The sequence below is a fragment of the Metabacillus sp. B2-18 genome, from assembly GCF_021117275.1.
In the GTDB taxonomy this organism is placed as follows: Bacteria; Bacillota; Bacilli; order Bacillales; family Bacillaceae; genus Metabacillus.
In genome coordinates, this window is record NZ_CP088245.1 from 355,716 (window position 1) to 371,915 (window position 16,200).

General features: G+C 35.4%; 11 protein-coding genes and 1 pseudogene. 10 read left to right on the plus strand and 2 right to left on the minus strand.

Going from position 1 to position 16,200, the window contains the following annotated elements; genetic code table 11:
* Nucleotides 1-235: 235 nt before the first annotated feature.
* The 3 genes and pseudogenes from LPC09_RS01865 (at nucleotide 236) to LPC09_RS01875 (ending at nucleotide 3,371) form a co-directional block, all read left to right on the plus strand.
* Nucleotides 236-733, plus strand: a complete 498-nt coding sequence (locus LPC09_RS01865) for a YehS family protein (RefSeq protein ID WP_098797676.1) — start codon at nucleotides 236-238, stop codon at nucleotides 731-733.
* Nucleotides 734-743: 10 nt separating this feature from the next.
* The gene (locus LPC09_RS01870; RefSeq protein WP_098797675.1) at nucleotides 744-1,454 is read left to right on the plus strand and encodes a M48 family metallopeptidase; all 711 of its coding nucleotides are present in this window, start codon (nucleotides 744-746) and stop codon (nucleotides 1,452-1,454) included.
* Between the two features lie 396 nt (nucleotides 1,455-1,850).
* A pseudogene (locus LPC09_RS01875) lies at nucleotides 1,851-3,371 on the plus strand (glycine betaine uptake BCCT transporter).
* A gap of 57 nt (nucleotides 3,372-3,428) precedes the next feature.
* On the opposite strand, the gene LPC09_RS01880 reads toward LPC09_RS01875, so the two are convergent.
* The gene (locus LPC09_RS01880) at nucleotides 3,429-4,922 is read right to left on the minus strand and encodes a peptide MFS transporter (RefSeq protein ID WP_098797674.1); all 1,494 of its coding nucleotides are present in this window, start codon (nucleotides 4,920-4,922) and stop codon (nucleotides 3,429-3,431) included.
* A 260-nt stretch (nucleotides 4,923-5,182) separates the two neighbouring features.
* Here LPC09_RS01880 and LPC09_RS01885 point away from each other — a divergent pair, with 260 nt between their 5' ends.
* The 6 genes from LPC09_RS01885 to LPC09_RS01910 all read left to right on the plus strand — a co-directional run bounded on the left by LPC09_RS01885 (nucleotide 5,183) and on the right by LPC09_RS01910 (nucleotide 13,192).
* Complete coding sequence (locus tag LPC09_RS01885; RefSeq protein WP_231308856.1) at nucleotides 5,183-6,730, plus strand: glycosyl hydrolase 53 family protein; 1,548 nt, start codon at nucleotides 5,183-5,185, stop codon at nucleotides 6,728-6,730.
* Between the two features lie 320 nt (nucleotides 6,731-7,050).
* Nucleotides 7,051-8,343 (plus strand): ABC transporter substrate-binding protein, encoded by a 1,293-nt coding sequence (locus LPC09_RS01890; protein ID WP_098797672.1) that lies wholly within the window; start codon nucleotides 7,051-7,053, stop codon nucleotides 8,341-8,343.
* A gap of 89 nt (nucleotides 8,344-8,432) precedes the next feature.
* Entirely contained in the window at nucleotides 8,433-9,098 is a 666-nt protein-coding gene (locus LPC09_RS01895; protein WP_331275794.1) for a carbohydrate ABC transporter permease, read from the plus strand.
* A gap of 182 nt (nucleotides 9,099-9,280) precedes the next feature.
* Nucleotides 9,281-10,123 (plus strand): carbohydrate ABC transporter permease, encoded by an 843-nt coding sequence (locus LPC09_RS01900; RefSeq protein WP_098797670.1) that lies wholly within the window; start codon nucleotides 9,281-9,283, stop codon nucleotides 10,121-10,123.
* A 42-nt stretch (nucleotides 10,124-10,165) separates the two neighbouring features.
* Complete coding sequence (locus LPC09_RS01905) at nucleotides 10,166-12,256, plus strand: beta-galactosidase (protein WP_231308857.1); 2,091 nt, start codon at nucleotides 10,166-10,168, stop codon at nucleotides 12,254-12,256.
* 96 nt (nucleotides 12,257-12,352) lie between these two features.
* Complete coding sequence (locus LPC09_RS01910; protein ID WP_098797668.1) at nucleotides 12,353-13,192, plus strand: AraC family transcriptional regulator; 840 nt, start codon at nucleotides 12,353-12,355, stop codon at nucleotides 13,190-13,192.
* 200 nt (nucleotides 13,193-13,392) lie between these two features.
* On the opposite strand, the gene LPC09_RS01915 is transcribed toward LPC09_RS01910, so the two are convergent.
* Nucleotides 13,393-13,572: a hypothetical protein gene (locus LPC09_RS01915; RefSeq protein ID WP_231308858.1), complete on the minus strand. Its 180-nt coding sequence runs from the start codon at nucleotides 13,570-13,572 to the stop codon at nucleotides 13,393-13,395.
* Nucleotides 13,573-13,839: 267 nt separating this feature from the next.
* On the opposite strand from LPC09_RS01915, the gene LPC09_RS01920 reads away from it, so the two are divergent.
* Nucleotides 13,840-15,816, plus strand: coding sequence for a methyl-accepting chemotaxis protein (locus tag LPC09_RS01920; protein WP_231308859.1), 1,977 nt, complete (start codon nucleotides 13,840-13,842; stop codon nucleotides 15,814-15,816).
* The last annotated feature ends 384 nt before the right edge of the window (nucleotides 15,817-16,200 follow it).

Sequence of the window (16,200 nt, forward strand, 5' to 3'; positions counted from 1 at the left end):
AATTGAGAAAATATAATAGAATGGTAGAAAAACAATAGGACTTCAAGTTGATAGAAGCTCTACTAACGATAATAATCTTCTATATATTGATGAGCGAATGAGATGGGGTTAGATAGCAAATCCACCCATTTCCCTGATTTAGGCTAAATAATGAATGTAAGGATTTTTATTCTAATAGCCTAATGTGGTATAAATAAGGGTAACTAAAATAACAGATATTATAGGAGCTAATATAATGGATAATAACGATATTTTAATACGGTTAAGGTATGCATTGGAAATCAAAAATAAAGAAATGGCAGAGATGTTTCAACTTGGTGGAGTGGAATTATCAGTACCGGAAGTGGTAAAGGTTTTGACAAAGTCTAACGATGAAGATGAAAATGAAAATGAGGATCAAATAAAGTGTACAAACAGTATGCTAGATTCTTTTCTTAATGGCCTAATTATCTCTAAGAGAGGAAGACAGGAACCTAAACCAGGACAAAACCCAACAGAGTTGTCCTCTACTAAAATTGAGAACGTTAATAATTTACTTTTAAAGAAAGTAAAAATTGCCATGTCATTAACAACAGAGGATATGCTTGATATATTCGAACATGCTGGAATTATGGTAACAAAAGGAGAATTAGGAGCGTTATTACGAAAAGAAGGACATAAAAATTATAAGGAATGTGGAGATAAATTCGCCAGAAACTTTTTGAAAGGCTTAGCCTTTAAGTATAGAAAATGATGGTGATATCATGAAACATACATACTTAGGTAGAACGATACATTTTGAAATTCGTTATAAAAACCGAGCTTCGGTAGGAATTTCAATAGATCGTTATGGAAATATTGAGGTGCTTGCCCCTAAAAGAACACTTGATGAGACGGTGTTTCAGGCATTAGAGGATAAATGGGATCTCATTCAAGATAAAGTAAAAGAAATGCATGATCGGTTGAAGGGACCACAAGATAAGGTTTATCAAAATGGAGAGAGTTTTCTTTACCTAGGAGAAACATATCCAATAGAGATTATACAGGATAATAAAAGTTTATCACAAGATTCAGTTGTTTTTGATAATGGAAAGTTGCTCATCTATGTACAGCAACATGATGCTGAAAAAAATAAAGTAGTATTGAAAAGATTTTATTATCAACAGTGTAAACAATTAGTGGAGCAAAGTGTTTCTTATTATCAACGCTATTTTAAAACCAAGCCGCGTTCTATCCGTATTACGGACAGTAAAACGACATGGGGAACCTGTGATAGTAAGCATCAATTAACCTTTAATTGGAGGCTGGCTATGGCACCTCGTGAAGTGATCGATTATGTAGTTGTTCACGAGATGTGCCATATGGTCCACCTAAATCACGACCGCTCCTTCTGGCGCCTTGTTGGAAAGATTGTACCTGATTTCAAAGAAAAAGAGCGTTGGTTGGCTTTAACAAACTGGAAAATGACTGTTTAATCAATATAAGATGAAATACGAAGAAGCTTAAATTCATGGAGGATTTAGGCTATTTCTGTTCCTTATTAGTGAGACATGATACTTCAGTTTCAGATATTTTAACCAATGAATAAATCATAAGAACAGATAGAACACCTCGTTTGTGTTAAACTGTAGAAGTTGATCATTATTTGTCGATGAATGTAGATGTTTCTTAAAATGTTTTGGTTGGCTATGGAAAGGGTATTTTAACATTACTTTTCTGCTATAAGGTGTTTAAATAAACGAAGGAATTTTCAAAGTTCAGACTTACAAATAAGATGACATAAAGAAAATATTCTAAAAGTATCATAGGTAGAATATGAGATTAATAGGATTTTTCTTTGAATTTAAATTGAATAAAGAAAGGAACATTCGATGAAGAAAATATCAAACGTGTTTTGGATTACTGTGGCAATTGTCCTAGCGGCAGTAATATTTGGTGTTTCAGCACCAGAAAGTTTTGAAAAGGCTGCGGGCAATCTACAGGCATTTTTTACAACAGCCTTTGGATGGTATTATCTAATATTGGTAACGATTATTGTGATTTTTTGTGTTTTTCTTATTTTTAGCCCGGTTGGAGCAATTAAATTGGGTAAACCAGATGAAAAGCCTGAGTTTTCGAAAGGTTCATGGTTTGCCATGTTGTTTAGTGCTGGTATGGGAATCGGTCTTGTATTTTGGGGAGCGGCAGAACCCCTTTCCCACTATATAAATCCTCCATTAGCAGAGGGAGCTACAGCAGTTGCTCATAAAGAAGCAATGAGATACACTTTTTTCCATTGGGGGATCCATGCTTGGGCAATATACGCTATAGTGGCTCTGGCGCTAGCTTATTTTCAATTTCGCAAGGATGAACCAGGACTTATTTCAGCTACTTTAAAACCTGTATTAGGGAAAAGCATGGAAGGGTCTTTAGGGACGGTTGTAGATGTGCTTGCAGTTTTTGCCACAGTAATAGGGGTTGCAACAACTCTTGGGTTCGGGGCAGCGCAGATTAATGGTGGTTTATCTCTTTTATTAGGAGTACCTAATAATTTTACCGTTCAATTTTAAATTATCCTAGCTGTTACAGTTCTTTTTATGATTTCAGCGTGGTCGGGGTTAGGTAAAGGAATAAAATATTTAAGTAACACAAACATGGTTTTAGCCATCGCATTATTTATTTTAATGTTCATAGCAGGACCTACAATTCTTATATTAAACATGTTCACCGATACAATTGGTGGATATATACAAAATATTGTTTCTATGAGTTTTCGAATCGCTCCGCTAAATGAGGAACATCGCTCTTGGATAAATGGTTGGACCATTTTCTATTGGGCATGGTGGATTTCCTGGTCTCCATTCGTTGGGATCTTTATTGCTCGGGTATCAAGGGGTAGAACGATTCGAGAATTTATTATTGGTGTATTATTACTACCCGCACTTGTAAGCTTTTTATGGTTTGCCGTCTTCGGTAGTTCTGCGATTGAAGTTCAAAATGCTGGAAATGTAGATTTAACAAGCTTTGCTACAGAAGAAGTCTTATTTGCGATATTTAATGAAATGCCTTGGTCAACACTTTTATCAATTGTAGCGATAACACTTATTTGTACATTTTTTATCACATCTGCCGATTCAGCGACTTTTGTATTAGGAATGCAAACAACATATGGCTCGCTTACACCTCCAAATTCCGTGAAACTTACTTGGGGAGTTGCTCAGTCTGCTGTAGCGTTGATTCTTTTGTATAGCGGAGGACTACAAGCTCTACAAAATTCATTAATTGCTGCTGCGTTTCCGTTTTCGATTATCATTGTTTTAATGATGGTATCTCTGTACCGTTCATTATCAAAAGAAAAAAAGGAACTTGGTTTATATTTCAAACAAAAGCCGATTAAGAGTAAAAAACTTTAATAGATAGAAAGGGTGCAGTTCATGATGAACTGCACCCTTTTTATCTTTAATTTTTATTTATCTTACACCTTTCATGAAGACCTGAATTTTTGGTGAGAGTAGGAAAAGAATAATCGCAAGAAGAATTGCTACTCCTCCAATCGTCCCAAAGTAAAGGTTCTCAGTTTCTGGTGTGTAGAATCCTACAATTTGTGCATTAATAGCCTGTGCAGCTGCACTAGATAAGAACCATAAACTCATTGTCTGTGCTGAAAAGGCATTAGGTGCTAACTTAGTCGTTGCTGATAATCCTACAGGTGATAAGCATAGCTCACCAAGAACAACAATGAAATAACTTAGAACAAGCCATAGTGGACTAACTAATGCATCTTCTCCAGATAGGTAGCCCGGTACGAGAATAACGATAAAAGATAAACCTGCAAACAGTAACCCAAGTGAAAACTTTTGAGGAACAGATGGTTGGCGGTCCCCAAGTTTTACCCAAAGCCCTGCAAATACTGGTGCTAAGATGATGATAAACAATGGGTTTAATGATTGAAACCAGGCAGGTGAAATTGTAAATCCTAGAAATTCTAGATTAGTTCGTTTATCGGCATAATGGGCAAGGATAGTTGAACCTTGTTCTTGTATAGCCCAAAACATAACAGCAGCGATAAATAACGGAATATAAGCGATAATTCTTGAACGCTCAGTTTCAGTTGTTTTCGGACTACGATACATAACAATGAAATAAATTGTAGGAATTAAAATTCCTAAAATACCTATAAGTGCAATAAATGTCTCAATTGTAAGAATCCCCATTGAGATCGTAACTGCAATTAGTATCGCTAATACAATAGCACTGAAGCCTATTGTAGAAAAAACTTTTTTCTTTTCAGAAGCCGATAATGGGTTTGGGACCACTGTACCAGCAAGACCAAGGTTTTTCTTTTTAGTAAAAATAAATACTAATAATCCAAAAAACATTCCAATAGCCGCGATACTAAAACCTAAGTGGAAGTTATGTTTCAATCCAACTTCTCCAACAATTAGTGGCGATAGAAATGCACCAAAGTTAATGCCCATGTAAAAGATACTAAAACCTGCATCACGGCGGTGATCGCCTTCGCTGTAAATATCACCAACAACGCTTGATACGTTTGGCTTTAGTAAACCTGTACCAATTACAATCAACACCATGGAAACAAAGAACATCGACACACTTCCAGGTATTGCTAATGCAATATGACCAAGCATAATAAATATGCCACCATAAAAAATAGACTTAGATGTACCGAATATCCTGTCAGCAAGCCATCCGCCTATAATTCCTGACATATAAACGAGCGCTCCGTAAATAGACATAATGGCCAAAGCGGTGTTTTCGTCCAGTCCTAATCCGCCTTTTGACACTTCATAGTACATATAGTAAACGAGAATAGCACGCATCCCATAATAAGAAAAACGTTCCCAAAACTCAGTGAAGAAAAGAGTGAACAAGCCTTTAGGGTGTCCAAAAAAACCTTTTTGGGGAACGCTTGCCACAATTTTCTGTTTATTTATATCTGACATTACTATAACCTCCTTATTCTATTAATATAGTATATTTTGTGGTTTTAGTTTGTCAAAAGACAGAAAATTGGAAAATTATCTCGATTTTAACTTGTTTAAATACTTTTCTGGAAAAGTAACTGCCTTGGTGGTGTCCCAGGCTTGGACATCAAAGTACTTCCAAAATCTTATATAGTGCTTTCGGAATATTATATTAGTTTTTTGTTGAAAGCGTTTTACAATAAAGGTGCGGTAAATACTGAAAATATGAGGAGGTACTTATGTTTAAAAAGCATCTTAAAAGATTAATTTTGAATGTATTTTGTTTGTCCCTGGTTTGTTTTAGTTTTGCTTTTTTGGGGTCACAAGAAAGAGTAGAAGCATCATCATTTTCTTACGGAGCAGATATAGGCTGGATGAAACAATTAGAGGATGAAGGTGTAACTTGGGTAGATGATAATGGAAGCCTGGCAGATCCATTACAAATTCTCAAAAATCATGGAATCAACTCTGTGAGATTAAGAGTTTTTGTGAACCCTCCGAGTGACTATTATTGGTTAAAGGATGGAACAACTTGGACTATGCTTGGTTATAGTGATAAAGATGGAGTACTTGCAGCGGCAAAAAGGGCTAAGAATTTAGGTATGAGAGTTATGGTTGATTTTCATTATAGTGATGTTTTTGCAGACCCAGGACATCAGATAAAACCAAAGGCCTGGAGTAGCTACTCGCATACTCAGTTGCAAACAGCTGTATATAACCATACACATGATGTTATGAATGAACTAGCGAAAAATGGTATATATCCTGAATGGGTACAAATTGGAAATGAAATGAACTCTGGTATTATGCATCCAGATGGTAGCACAGATAATTTTAGTAAGTTAACTGCCTACCTTAATAAAGGTTATGATGCAGTTAAGGCTGTAAGTCCATCTTCAAAGGTTGTTAGTCATTTAGCTCATGGGACTGATAACAGTTTATTTAGATGGTGGTTCGATCAGTTTTTTAGCAATGGTGGAAAGACCGATGTAATTGGTGTATCTTTTTATCCATACTGGGATGGTCAACCTTATTGGGAAATTACAGATGAATTGTCCTATAACTTGAATGACATTGCTTCTCGTTACAATAAGGAAGTTATGGTTGTAGAAGTAGGTGGGGATGAGAGCAATCCTAATGATTCTTATTGGACGATTAACGATACAATTAATGTAGTAAAAGGTGTACCGAATGGGAAAGGGATTGGAGTATTTTATTGGGAGCCTCAGTCACACTCAAGTGTTCTCCCTGATGGTTATCCATTAGGTGCAAGCAAAGAGGTAGCAACAAATGTCTTACAATATACTACAGCAATTGATGCTTTTCTTGATGCGGCAACTAGTCAAGGGGTGAACCTTGTTATTAATCCTGGATTTGAAACTGATGGAGCTACACAGACTCCTTCAGGCTGGTCTACTTGGTCAAATTCAAATGATAATGCCAATTATACTGAATTTGGAGGGTATTCTGGAAGCTACAGGCTTTCTCATTGGAAAAGTACTCCTTATCAGGTCAGTACCTATCAGATTAAAGCAGGGTTAATGAACGGGACCTATACAATGAGAGCATGGGTAAAGAGTGGTGGGGGCTTTAACACGAGTCAAATGTATGTAAAGAACTTTGGAGGGACAGAAAAAAATATTGCAATACCCACAACAAATACTTGGACTCAACTTACTATAAATAATATTAATGTTACTAATGGTCAAGCAGAATTTGGATTTTGGACAGATGCTAATGCAAATAATTGGATTAATGTGGATTATGTTGAGTTCTATAAAAATTAATCATGGTATTCGGATATACATTTAAAAGGTAGAGGAGGTGTCGAGATTTTCGGCTCCTCTTTTTTACGATGTAGGGACATGGTACCTGTCCCTATTTATATAAAAAAATGAAAGAATTTCAAAGTAGGCTTATAAGAATATGAAATAGGGAATTACTGCTTTCATATTCTTATATTATTTAAATAGAATCTTATATTTTAATCTAAATGTAACCGTTTTATAATGAGATCAACCTTAATAAACAAGGGGTAATGAAACAGACGTTAGTAAGTTAGTTACCTTAAGTTTTTTATAGTTATAACAAAGAGGGGGAAGAAAGTATGAAAAAATTATCACCATTATTTAGTTTTATTTTAATTGCAATTCTTTTACTTGGTGGTTGTAGCAGTGGGTCTTCAGGATCATCTGAAGAAGGAAAAGGAGAAGGTGCGGAGGCATCTAGTGAAGAGCTTACAATTTGGGCAACAAATATCAATGTGCCAGTATTAGAAAAAGCTGGTGAGTTATATAAAGAAGAACATCCAGACTTTAAATTAAATGTTGTTGAAATGAATAATACGGATATTGATCAAAAATTAAAGATTGGCCTGCAAGCTGGTGGAGAAGGTTTGCCAGATGCAATGTTAAATGTTGATGATGGTTTATCAGGTTTATTTAGTAAGTTTCCAGATTCATTTGTGAACTTATCTGAAAAAGGCTTTGATGAGCATAAAGATCAATTCCCTGAATACAAACTGGGGAGTGTAACTCATGATGGAAGTATCTATGCATTTCCGTTCGATGCTGGCCCAGTTGGATTATTCTACCGCACAGATTTATTTGAAGAAGCTGGTGTAGATGCTAACTCAATTAAGACGTGGGATGACTACATTGAGGCAGGAAAGAAGATTAAAGAAAAAACAGGTGTAAGCATGTTAAGTTATGATGCTAATGAGTCTACAGTTTACACAATTTTATTAAGTCAACAAGGATTAGGTTACTTTGATAATGATGGAAATGTCGTATTAGGTTCTAAAGAATCAGTTAATGCTTCTACATTAATGAAAGATTTAGCAAAAAATGATCTATTACTTGGAACAAATGGTTGGAGCCCATGGGTTGCTTCACTTGCAGATGGACAAACTGCAACAGCAATGGCTGGTGCTTGGTTAATTGGTACGCTACAACAACAAGTTCCTGATTCAGCAGGAAACTGGGGAACGATGGCTCTTCCAACTTTCGGTGAGGGGGGAGCTGGAGCTGCTAACCAAGGTGGTAGTTCATTTACAATTACTTCAAATAGTCCAAATGTTGATTTAGCTTATGATTTTCTAGCATTTTTCACAACTTCATTTGAAGTTCAAGAGCTTGCTATGGAAGGTGGCTTATTCCCAACATACGCACCAGTTTATGAGTCTGAATTATTTAGTCAACCTCTAGAGTACTTTGGTGGTCAAAAGGCATGGGAATTCTTTGCTGGTCAAATGGAAAAAATTCCAACTGTAAATTATACGGAAAATGATGTTGTTGCTCGTGAAGAAGCAATTAAATCCCAGGCAGAAGTTGTTAATGGTTCAGAAGTAAAAGAATCACTTGAAGGTGCAAAACAAAGAGTTGAAACTCGTCTTCAATAGTTTGTTACTAAGTTAGTAAAGAAGTTATCAAAAGAGATATTTTCTTTTGATAACTTCCCTTTTATCTGTACGGTAATGGAGGATCTGATATGTCATCTAATAGGTATACACCTTATTTGTTCTTAGCTCCAGCACTCATATTGTTTCTCGTTTTCACGGCTTATCCTATACTGTCATCTTTATTATTAAGCTTTCAAACTTTAGAAAATGGAACATATGTCTTTGCTGGTCTATCAAACTATGCACGTTTAATGAAAGATACTGTCTTCTTTGAAGCGTTAAAGAACACTTTTATATTTTTAATCATTCAAGTTCCGATTATGTTAGGTTTAGCGTTAATTCTAGCAAATGCTCTGAACAGTAAGCTGCTTAAATTTAGAGGTTTTTTCCGTGTTGGTTTCTTTATGCCTGCTGTAACCTCTTTAGTTGCATACGCTATTTTATTTTCGATCATGCTGCAAGATTCAGGTTTGATTAATCAGTTTTTGTCTTATTTTGGGGTAGACCAAATTAAGTGGTTATCTCACCCGTTTTGGGCAAAGGTTTCTATTATTATGTCCATGACTTGGAGATGGACTGGATATAACATGGTTATTTATTTAGCCGCCATGCAAAACATACCAGATGAGCTTTATGAAGCTGCTTCTTTAGACGGTGCTGGTAAAGTAAGACAATTTATAAATATTACTGTCCCGCAATTAAAACCGGTCATTTACAGCAATCATTTCCACTATTTCAACACTACAGTTATTTGATGAACCATTTAACTTAACAAAAGGTGGACCTGCTGATTCTACCTTAACATTAGGATTGTATATTTATCGCGTAGGTTTTAGTTATTTTGAATTTGGCTACGCATCTGCTGTTGCCTATGTCATTGTATTGATCGTGGCAGCTCTATCAATTTTTCAGCTAAAAGTAATGGGAGATGAATAGAATGGCTGAGAACAACCGTAAAAACAAACAACGATTACAGAAGTTTTTCTTATATTTTTCACTTATCATCTTTCTAATCATATCCATCTTTCCGTTTTATTGGATGTTTGTTGGATCGACAAACCATACGAGTAAGATGTTCACGAACCCTCCGACATTAACAGTTGGTAATGAATTTATGACTAACTTAACAAATTTAAATGATGCTATAGGAATTAGTCGTGTTGTGTTCAATTCCTTGTTCGTATCGTTGGTATTTGTCTTCCTTTCTTTAATTATTAGTACATTAGCTGCATATGCATTATCAAAGTTTTATTTTAAAGGAAGGAATGTCATCTTTTTAGCCTTTATGTTATCAATGATGGTTCCGTATCAAGCAACGATCATTCCTTTGTTTCGAATGATGACACATTTTGAGTTACTTAATACTTATTTTGCTTTGATTGCACCACAATTGTGTTTTCCATTTGCGATTTTCTTAATGAGACAAAACTTTTTGGCTTTCCCAAGCTCATTAATTGAGTCAGCACGTATTGACGGCGCAGGAGAGCTGAGAATTTTTTTAACAGTCGTTTTACCTTCTATGAAACCTGCATTAGCGGCTACGGCCATATATCTATTTATGATGCAATGGAATAACTTTATGTGGCCGTTAGTTGCAACAACATCTGAAGAAATGTACACCATCCCGGTTGCATTATCGAGTTTAATAGGTATTTCTATGATTGACTATGGACAGATTATGGTAGGAATTACAATTGCGACAATACCAATCATAATCTTTTTCTTGTTGCTGCAAAAACAGTTTATTTCTGGAATGCTTGGTAGTGCGGTGAAGGAGTAGTGCTTAACTTAATACTGAATTTTTAGCATGAGGAGACTTAATATGGTAAATAGATATCCAACCATCCATGAGCGAGTAAAAGGTTTTATGCATGGTGGTGATTATAATCCTGATCAATGGCTGCGATATCCTGAAATCATTCAGGAAGACTATCGATTAATGAAACTTGCAAATTGTAATACTTTTTCTTTAAATATTTTTGGATGGAGTGCTATCGAACCAGAAGAAGGTGTCTATAACTTTGTATGGCTTGATCGAATTATGAATGATTTGGCAGAGCGAGGCTCCAATGTAATATTGGCAACTCCTAGTGGAGCACGACCAGCCTGGTTGTCACAGCAGTATCCAGAAGTGTTGCGTGTTGAAAAAAATCGCAAGCGAAATTTACATGGGTTAAGGCATAATCATTGTATAACATCACCCGTTTACAGAGAGAAAACACAGCAATTAAATAGACTATTAGCGGAGAGGTATAAAGATCATCCTGCCCTTGTGATGTGGCATGTATCCAATGAGTATGGTGGGGAGTGTCACTGTGATATGTGTCAGGAGGCATTTAGAGATTGGCTTAAGAAACAGTATAATCATGATTTAGATGAACTAAATCATGCATGGTGGGCAGGCTTTTGGAGTCATGCTTTTAATGATTGGTCACAAATTGAGTCACCTGCTCCGCATGGAGAAAATCAAGTACATGGACACAATTTAGACTGGAAACGGTTTGTCACTGATCAAACGATTGATTTTTACAAAAATGAAATTATACCACTAAGAGAGATCACTCCCAATATTTTAGTTACTACTAACTTTATGGGGAATTATCCGGATATGGGGCCATATCTCGGTTTGGATTATAATAAATTTGCAAAAGAAGTTGATGTTGTTACATGGGATAGTTACCCTGCTTGGCATGGAGATTATCAAGAAACATGGGAGCTTGCAGCAGACGTTGGTTTTGTTCATGATATTTTTCGTTCTTTGAAAAATGGAAAGCCATTTCTAATTATGGAATCTACGCCAAGTTTAGTGAATTGGCATGAGGTGAACAAAGCTAAGCGACCTGGCATGCATTTGTTATCATCTTTGCAATCAGTTGCTCATGGTGCAGACTCCATTTTATATTTTCAATGGAGAAAAGGTCGAGGTGGATCTGAAAAATTTCATGGAGCGGTTGTAGACCACCTTGGAAATGAGAATAATCGAGTATTCCGTGAAGTAGCTGAGCTAGGAGATCATTTATCTCGAATACAAGAAGTGGTAGGAACATCTGTAAAGTCGGAGGTAGCAATTGTTTTTGATTGGGAAAATCAATGGGCTATAGATGATGCGCAGGCTTTAAGAAAAGCGAGCAAAAAATATATTAAAACTTGTCAATCTCATTACCAATCCTTCTGGAAAAAGGGGATACCTGTAGATGTGATCTCGATGGATAAAGATTTTTCTCAGTATAAACTATTAATCGCCCCAATGTTATACATGGTTAAGCCAGGTGTTGCAGAACGAATTGAAGAATTTGTATCAAATGGTGGGATATTTGTAGCAACGTACTGGAGTGGCATAGTCAATGAAAACGATCTTTGTTTCTTAGGTGGCTTCCCAGGTCCTCTTAGAAATGTACTTGGGATCTGGTCTGAAGAAATTGATACACTATACGAAAATGATTATAATGAAATTACATTCTTTTCTGATAACACTCTTGGTTTACATGGTACCTATCGAGCTAAAGATTACTGTGAAGTGATTCATACGGAAGGGGCTCAAGTTTTAGCTGAATATGAGCATGACTTTTATGTTGATACACCAGCTGTTACAGTGAATCAATTTGGTAACGGTCAAGCTTACTATCTGGCATCAAGAAATCAAAGTGATTTTTATGATGCATTCTACGGGAAGTTAGTAGATCAACTAGGAATAAATTCAATAGTCGGTGAAGATCTTCCAAATGGTGTAAGTGTACAAGTGCGAACGGATGGAAGCGAAGCTTATATTTTTGTTATGAATTTTAACAATACAGTTAAAAAGCTTACTTTAGTAGATGATCATAAATATTATGATTTACTAACACAAAAATATATAAATACAACTTTTGAAATTAAACCATATGGTGTTTATGTTTTAAAGAAAAATAATTAGAGATTATTAAAAAGTAAGAACTTCTATGAACTAAGCTTCCTATTAGTTCTTGCTTTTTGTTTATTTTGTAATCGGTTACTTTTGGGAGGGGCTATTATGAAGCAAGGTAAAATACGCTATACATTCTCTTCCTTTGACAAATCATTACCTTTATTTATTGAGAGTATTGGCTATAATCCACAAGAAGAAGATTTTGCTCGACCAGAAGGATATCCATATTTTCATTGGTTGCAAACAGTAAGAGGGGAAGGGACTTTTTCATTTTTAGGGGAAAGACATTTATTGACACCCGGAAGAGGCATTTTATTAACACCTTTCACTCCTCATTCTTATTACTCCACGCACACAGAGTGGTCAACTTTATATATAACATTTGGAGGCGCTTCAGCTGAGTCTATATTAAATTCTTTGGACATAAATTTTAATGCGTTATATTCAGAATCAAAAGAATTACCGTTTTCTAAACAGGTTGAAGGGATATTAAAAAATGTCGAAAGAGATACAGAATTTTCGAAGCTGGATCTATCAAGTGATTTATATAGTTTTATTATTATGCTAAAGAAATATGGAAAACTTAAGAATCAACAATCATTATCAAATAATTATGATAAGGTAAGGCCGGTTGTTGAGTGGTTAGAGCATGTTTATCAAGAAAATATCGGGCTTAATGAGATGGCTAAAAAAGCAAATATGAGTCCGCAAAATTTAAGTGCTTTATTTAGGAGTACATTCGGTACAAGCCCATATTCTTTTCTTATTAACCTTAGAATTCGTGAAGCAAAGAAGAAATTAGTATCTAATTCAGAACAGTCACTAAAGGAAATTGCCAGTTCAATTGGTTTTAACGATGTTAGTCATTTTGTGGCAACGTTTAGAAGAGTAGAAGGAATAACCCCGAAGAAATATCGAAACTTATACAATGAAAAGCTAATGTAAAAGAACATAATAAAGGAGGAAAGGAATTTAAGGCCTTTCCTCCTTTTATGTTTGGAGGATTCGTTTCATCTGTACAATTTTTGTGCTTGTAATATCATTGCATTTTGGTAAATATCGCTTTAAGAATGGTAGAATAGCGTTTACATATTCTTCAACATTTTTATTTTGATGATCCTCTGGAATGTATAAACAGAACTTTGCTAGTACATTTGTTTCAAGAGCTTGATTTTTCGATTTATCTGTGGATCAGAAATGGAGACAATTTTTTCTGTGATAATTTCGTTTGAAAGATTCATCAACATGTTTGTTACCAATTGTTCATAATTTTCTTTTATGTTTAATCGTAGAACACACTCTGCATAGGTAATTACTTCAATCATCAAGATCCCCTCCGACACTTTGTCTACTGCTTATTATACTATATATTGAAGCATTTTCTAACAAAAAAGAAAAAAGTGATAACGTTTCTCACCTCTTTTTTATTTGTTGGTAATTATCGGGAAAATATATAGGTATGCCACTAAGCAGTGAAAAATATTATCTCTAGTATGTATACAATATATTAAAATAGCAGGTTAATTATCCGATATAATAAATAGATTTATATGAGCTTACTTATAAATTATGAAGACTAGGAGAGTACATCTGTGAGATTAGCAATAAAAAATACAATCGTTATTAGTGTGTTAATTACAATTTCAATGATTAGCATCTCGGTATTTGGCTATATGAAGGCAAAGGATATCATTTATGATAGATTTGAAGACCAAGCATATAGTCAGCTTGAGTCAGTTAAAGCAAATATTGATATTTGGATTAAAGGGAAGCAGGAAACGATGCAGTACATAGCCGAAGCAGGTGGATTAAAAGTGGGAAATGTGGAAGAAGCTGACTCGCTAGGTACTAGAATCGCAGAAAGATTGGATAATCCAGATGCATTTGCCTTTATGGATGCTGCAGGATTTCTTTATCTTGGAGGAGCGAAAATCCCTGTTTCAGATTATGAACATTATAAAGGTGGAATGAGTGAGCTTACAAAAACTTATAATCCAGTTCCATCTCAAACACCGAGCTTAAATGGAGCTCCAATTGTTTTATCATCATCACCAATATACGGAAATGACGGAAAGGTTGTTGGGGTTGCTTCGGGTGGCCATCAAATTGAAAGTTTAATGAATATTATTTCGAACGTGTCTTTAGGTGAAAGTGGATATGTCACGATTTTCACAAAGGATGGAACGATTGTTGCGGGGCAAAATAAAGAAGATGTTCTTAATAAAAAAATGGCAGACTATAAAAATAGTGACTTGGACAAGTTAGTTGATACAAGTATGAATGGTGAAACTGGTGTAATCGAGACTGATATTAACGGTGAAAACAGTTTGGTTTTCTACAGTAAGGCATCAGAAATGGACTGGGGGATCATGATTTCAGTACCAACAAAAGAAGCTTACGCTGATGCGCAGTCACTGTTGAATTATTTCATTGCTATTACTGTTATTTTTATCTTAATAAGTGCTGTTATTAATTATTTTATTAATAATAATTCGTTAAAGCCGATAAAAGAGGTTAATGAGAAAATTGAAGAGCTTGCTAATAATGAGGGAGACTTAACGCAAAGATTAAATATAAATAGAAGAGATGAAGTAGGTAAATTAGCAACTAACTTTAATGCATTATTAGATAGTTTACAAGATTTAATGGGTGGAATTCTTAACAAGGGCAAAGTTGTTTCAGAAAGTACGCTCATTTTATCAGAGAGCGCGGAAGAGATGGTGCAAACAACTGGTATTGTTACAGAAAATGTGCAACAAGCAGCAGAGCTTTCTACCGAACAAGAAAGAGGAAACAAAAAGAATCTGGAATCTATAAATGATATCACAAAAGGTGTGTCAGACATTAAAGACCACTCTTCTGTTGTTTCAGTTAAAACAAAGAATGCATATAAAGAAGTTGAGGAGGCAAATGAACAAATAAAAACATTGATGCATCAGATGACTGATATTCAAAAGTCTGTTCAAAGTTCATCTATGATTGTCAAGAAGTTAGGTAACAGATCTTCTGAAATTGGCAATATTGTTGAGATGATTACTGATATTACAGCCCAAACCAATTTACTCGCCCTAAATGCTTCAATCGAGGCTGCTAGAGCAGGTGAACATGGAAAAGGCTTCGCAGTTGTGGCAAATGAAGTGAAAAAACTAGCAGAGCAATCTGCTCAATCAGCTAATCAAATTTCTGAGTTAGTAAATGAAATATTAGCTGAAACTTCACATGCTGTTGTGCAAATAGAATCGAGTACAGATCAGTTTGGAACAGGAATGCAAAAGTTAGAAGGAGTAAATGACCGCTTACAGCTTGTGCATCAATCCTCTGAAGAGAGTTCATATGAAGTTGACAAGATTTTCATTGAAATTGAAAATCTGCTTTCGAAAGTTAAAGATGTGGAACATGTTATTAAAGACAATTCTCAGAAATCAATGGAGTCATCAAACTATATTCGCGAAGTTGCTGCTTCTTCAGAAGAACAGCTACTATCTATTCAAGATATTACGACTTCTATTGAAAAGACAGCCCAATTTGGCGAAGAATTAAGAGAGTTACTGAATCGATTTAAGATATGATGTTTTAATGACAGGGTGAGAAGAGATGAAGGCTATCATTGAGTTCAACAGTGGCGAAGATGGTCTTCAGAGGGGAGATGAAGACTATTATTGAGTGCGAAAGTGGCGAAGATGGTCTTCATGAGAGAGATGAAGACCATTATTGAGTGCGAAAGTGGTGAGAGATGAAGACCATTATTGAGTGCGAAAGTGGTGGAGATGGTCTTCATGAGAGAGATGAAGACCATTATTGAGTGCGAAAGTGGTGGAGATGGTCTTCATGAGAGAGATGAAGACCATTATTGAGTGCGAAAGTGGTGGAGATGGTCTTCATGAGAGAGATGAAGACCATTATTGGGTGCGAATGTGTTGGGAATGGTCTTCATAAGAGTAATGAAGCCCATT

What these genes read in the sequence shown, in the direction of transcription:
- LPC09_RS01915 (WP_231308858.1), bottom strand. Translation starts at nt 13,572, where the DNA reads ATGATTGAAGTAATTACCTATGCAGAGTGTGTTCTACGATTAAACATA.
- LPC09_RS01865 (WP_098797676.1), top strand. Translation starts at nt 236, where the DNA reads ATGGATAATAACGATATTTTAATACGGTTAAGGTATGCATTGGAAATC.
- LPC09_RS01895 (WP_331275794.1), top strand. Translation starts at nt 8,433, where the DNA reads ATGTCATCTAATAGGTATACACCTTATTTGTTCTTAGCTCCAGCACTC.
- LPC09_RS01910 (WP_098797668.1), top strand. Translation starts at nt 12,353, where the DNA reads ATGAAGCAAGGTAAAATACGCTATACATTCTCTTCCTTTGACAAATCA.
- LPC09_RS01870 (WP_098797675.1), top strand. Translation starts at nt 744, where the DNA reads ATGAAACATACATACTTAGGTAGAACGATACATTTTGAAATTCGTTAT.
- LPC09_RS01885 (WP_231308856.1), top strand. Translation starts at nt 5,183, where the DNA reads ATGTTTAAAAAGCATCTTAAAAGATTAATTTTGAATGTATTTTGTTTG.
- LPC09_RS01890 (WP_098797672.1), top strand. Translation starts at nt 7,051, where the DNA reads ATGAAAAAATTATCACCATTATTTAGTTTTATTTTAATTGCAATTCTT.
- LPC09_RS01905 (WP_231308857.1), top strand. Translation starts at nt 10,166, where the DNA reads ATGGTAAATAGATATCCAACCATCCATGAGCGAGTAAAAGGTTTTATG.
- LPC09_RS01880 (WP_098797674.1), bottom strand. Translation starts at nt 4,922, where the DNA reads ATGTCAGATATAAATAAACAGAAAATTGTGGCAAGCGTTCCCCAAAAA.
- LPC09_RS01900 (WP_098797670.1), top strand. Translation starts at nt 9,281, where the DNA reads ATGGCTGAGAACAACCGTAAAAACAAACAACGATTACAGAAGTTTTTC.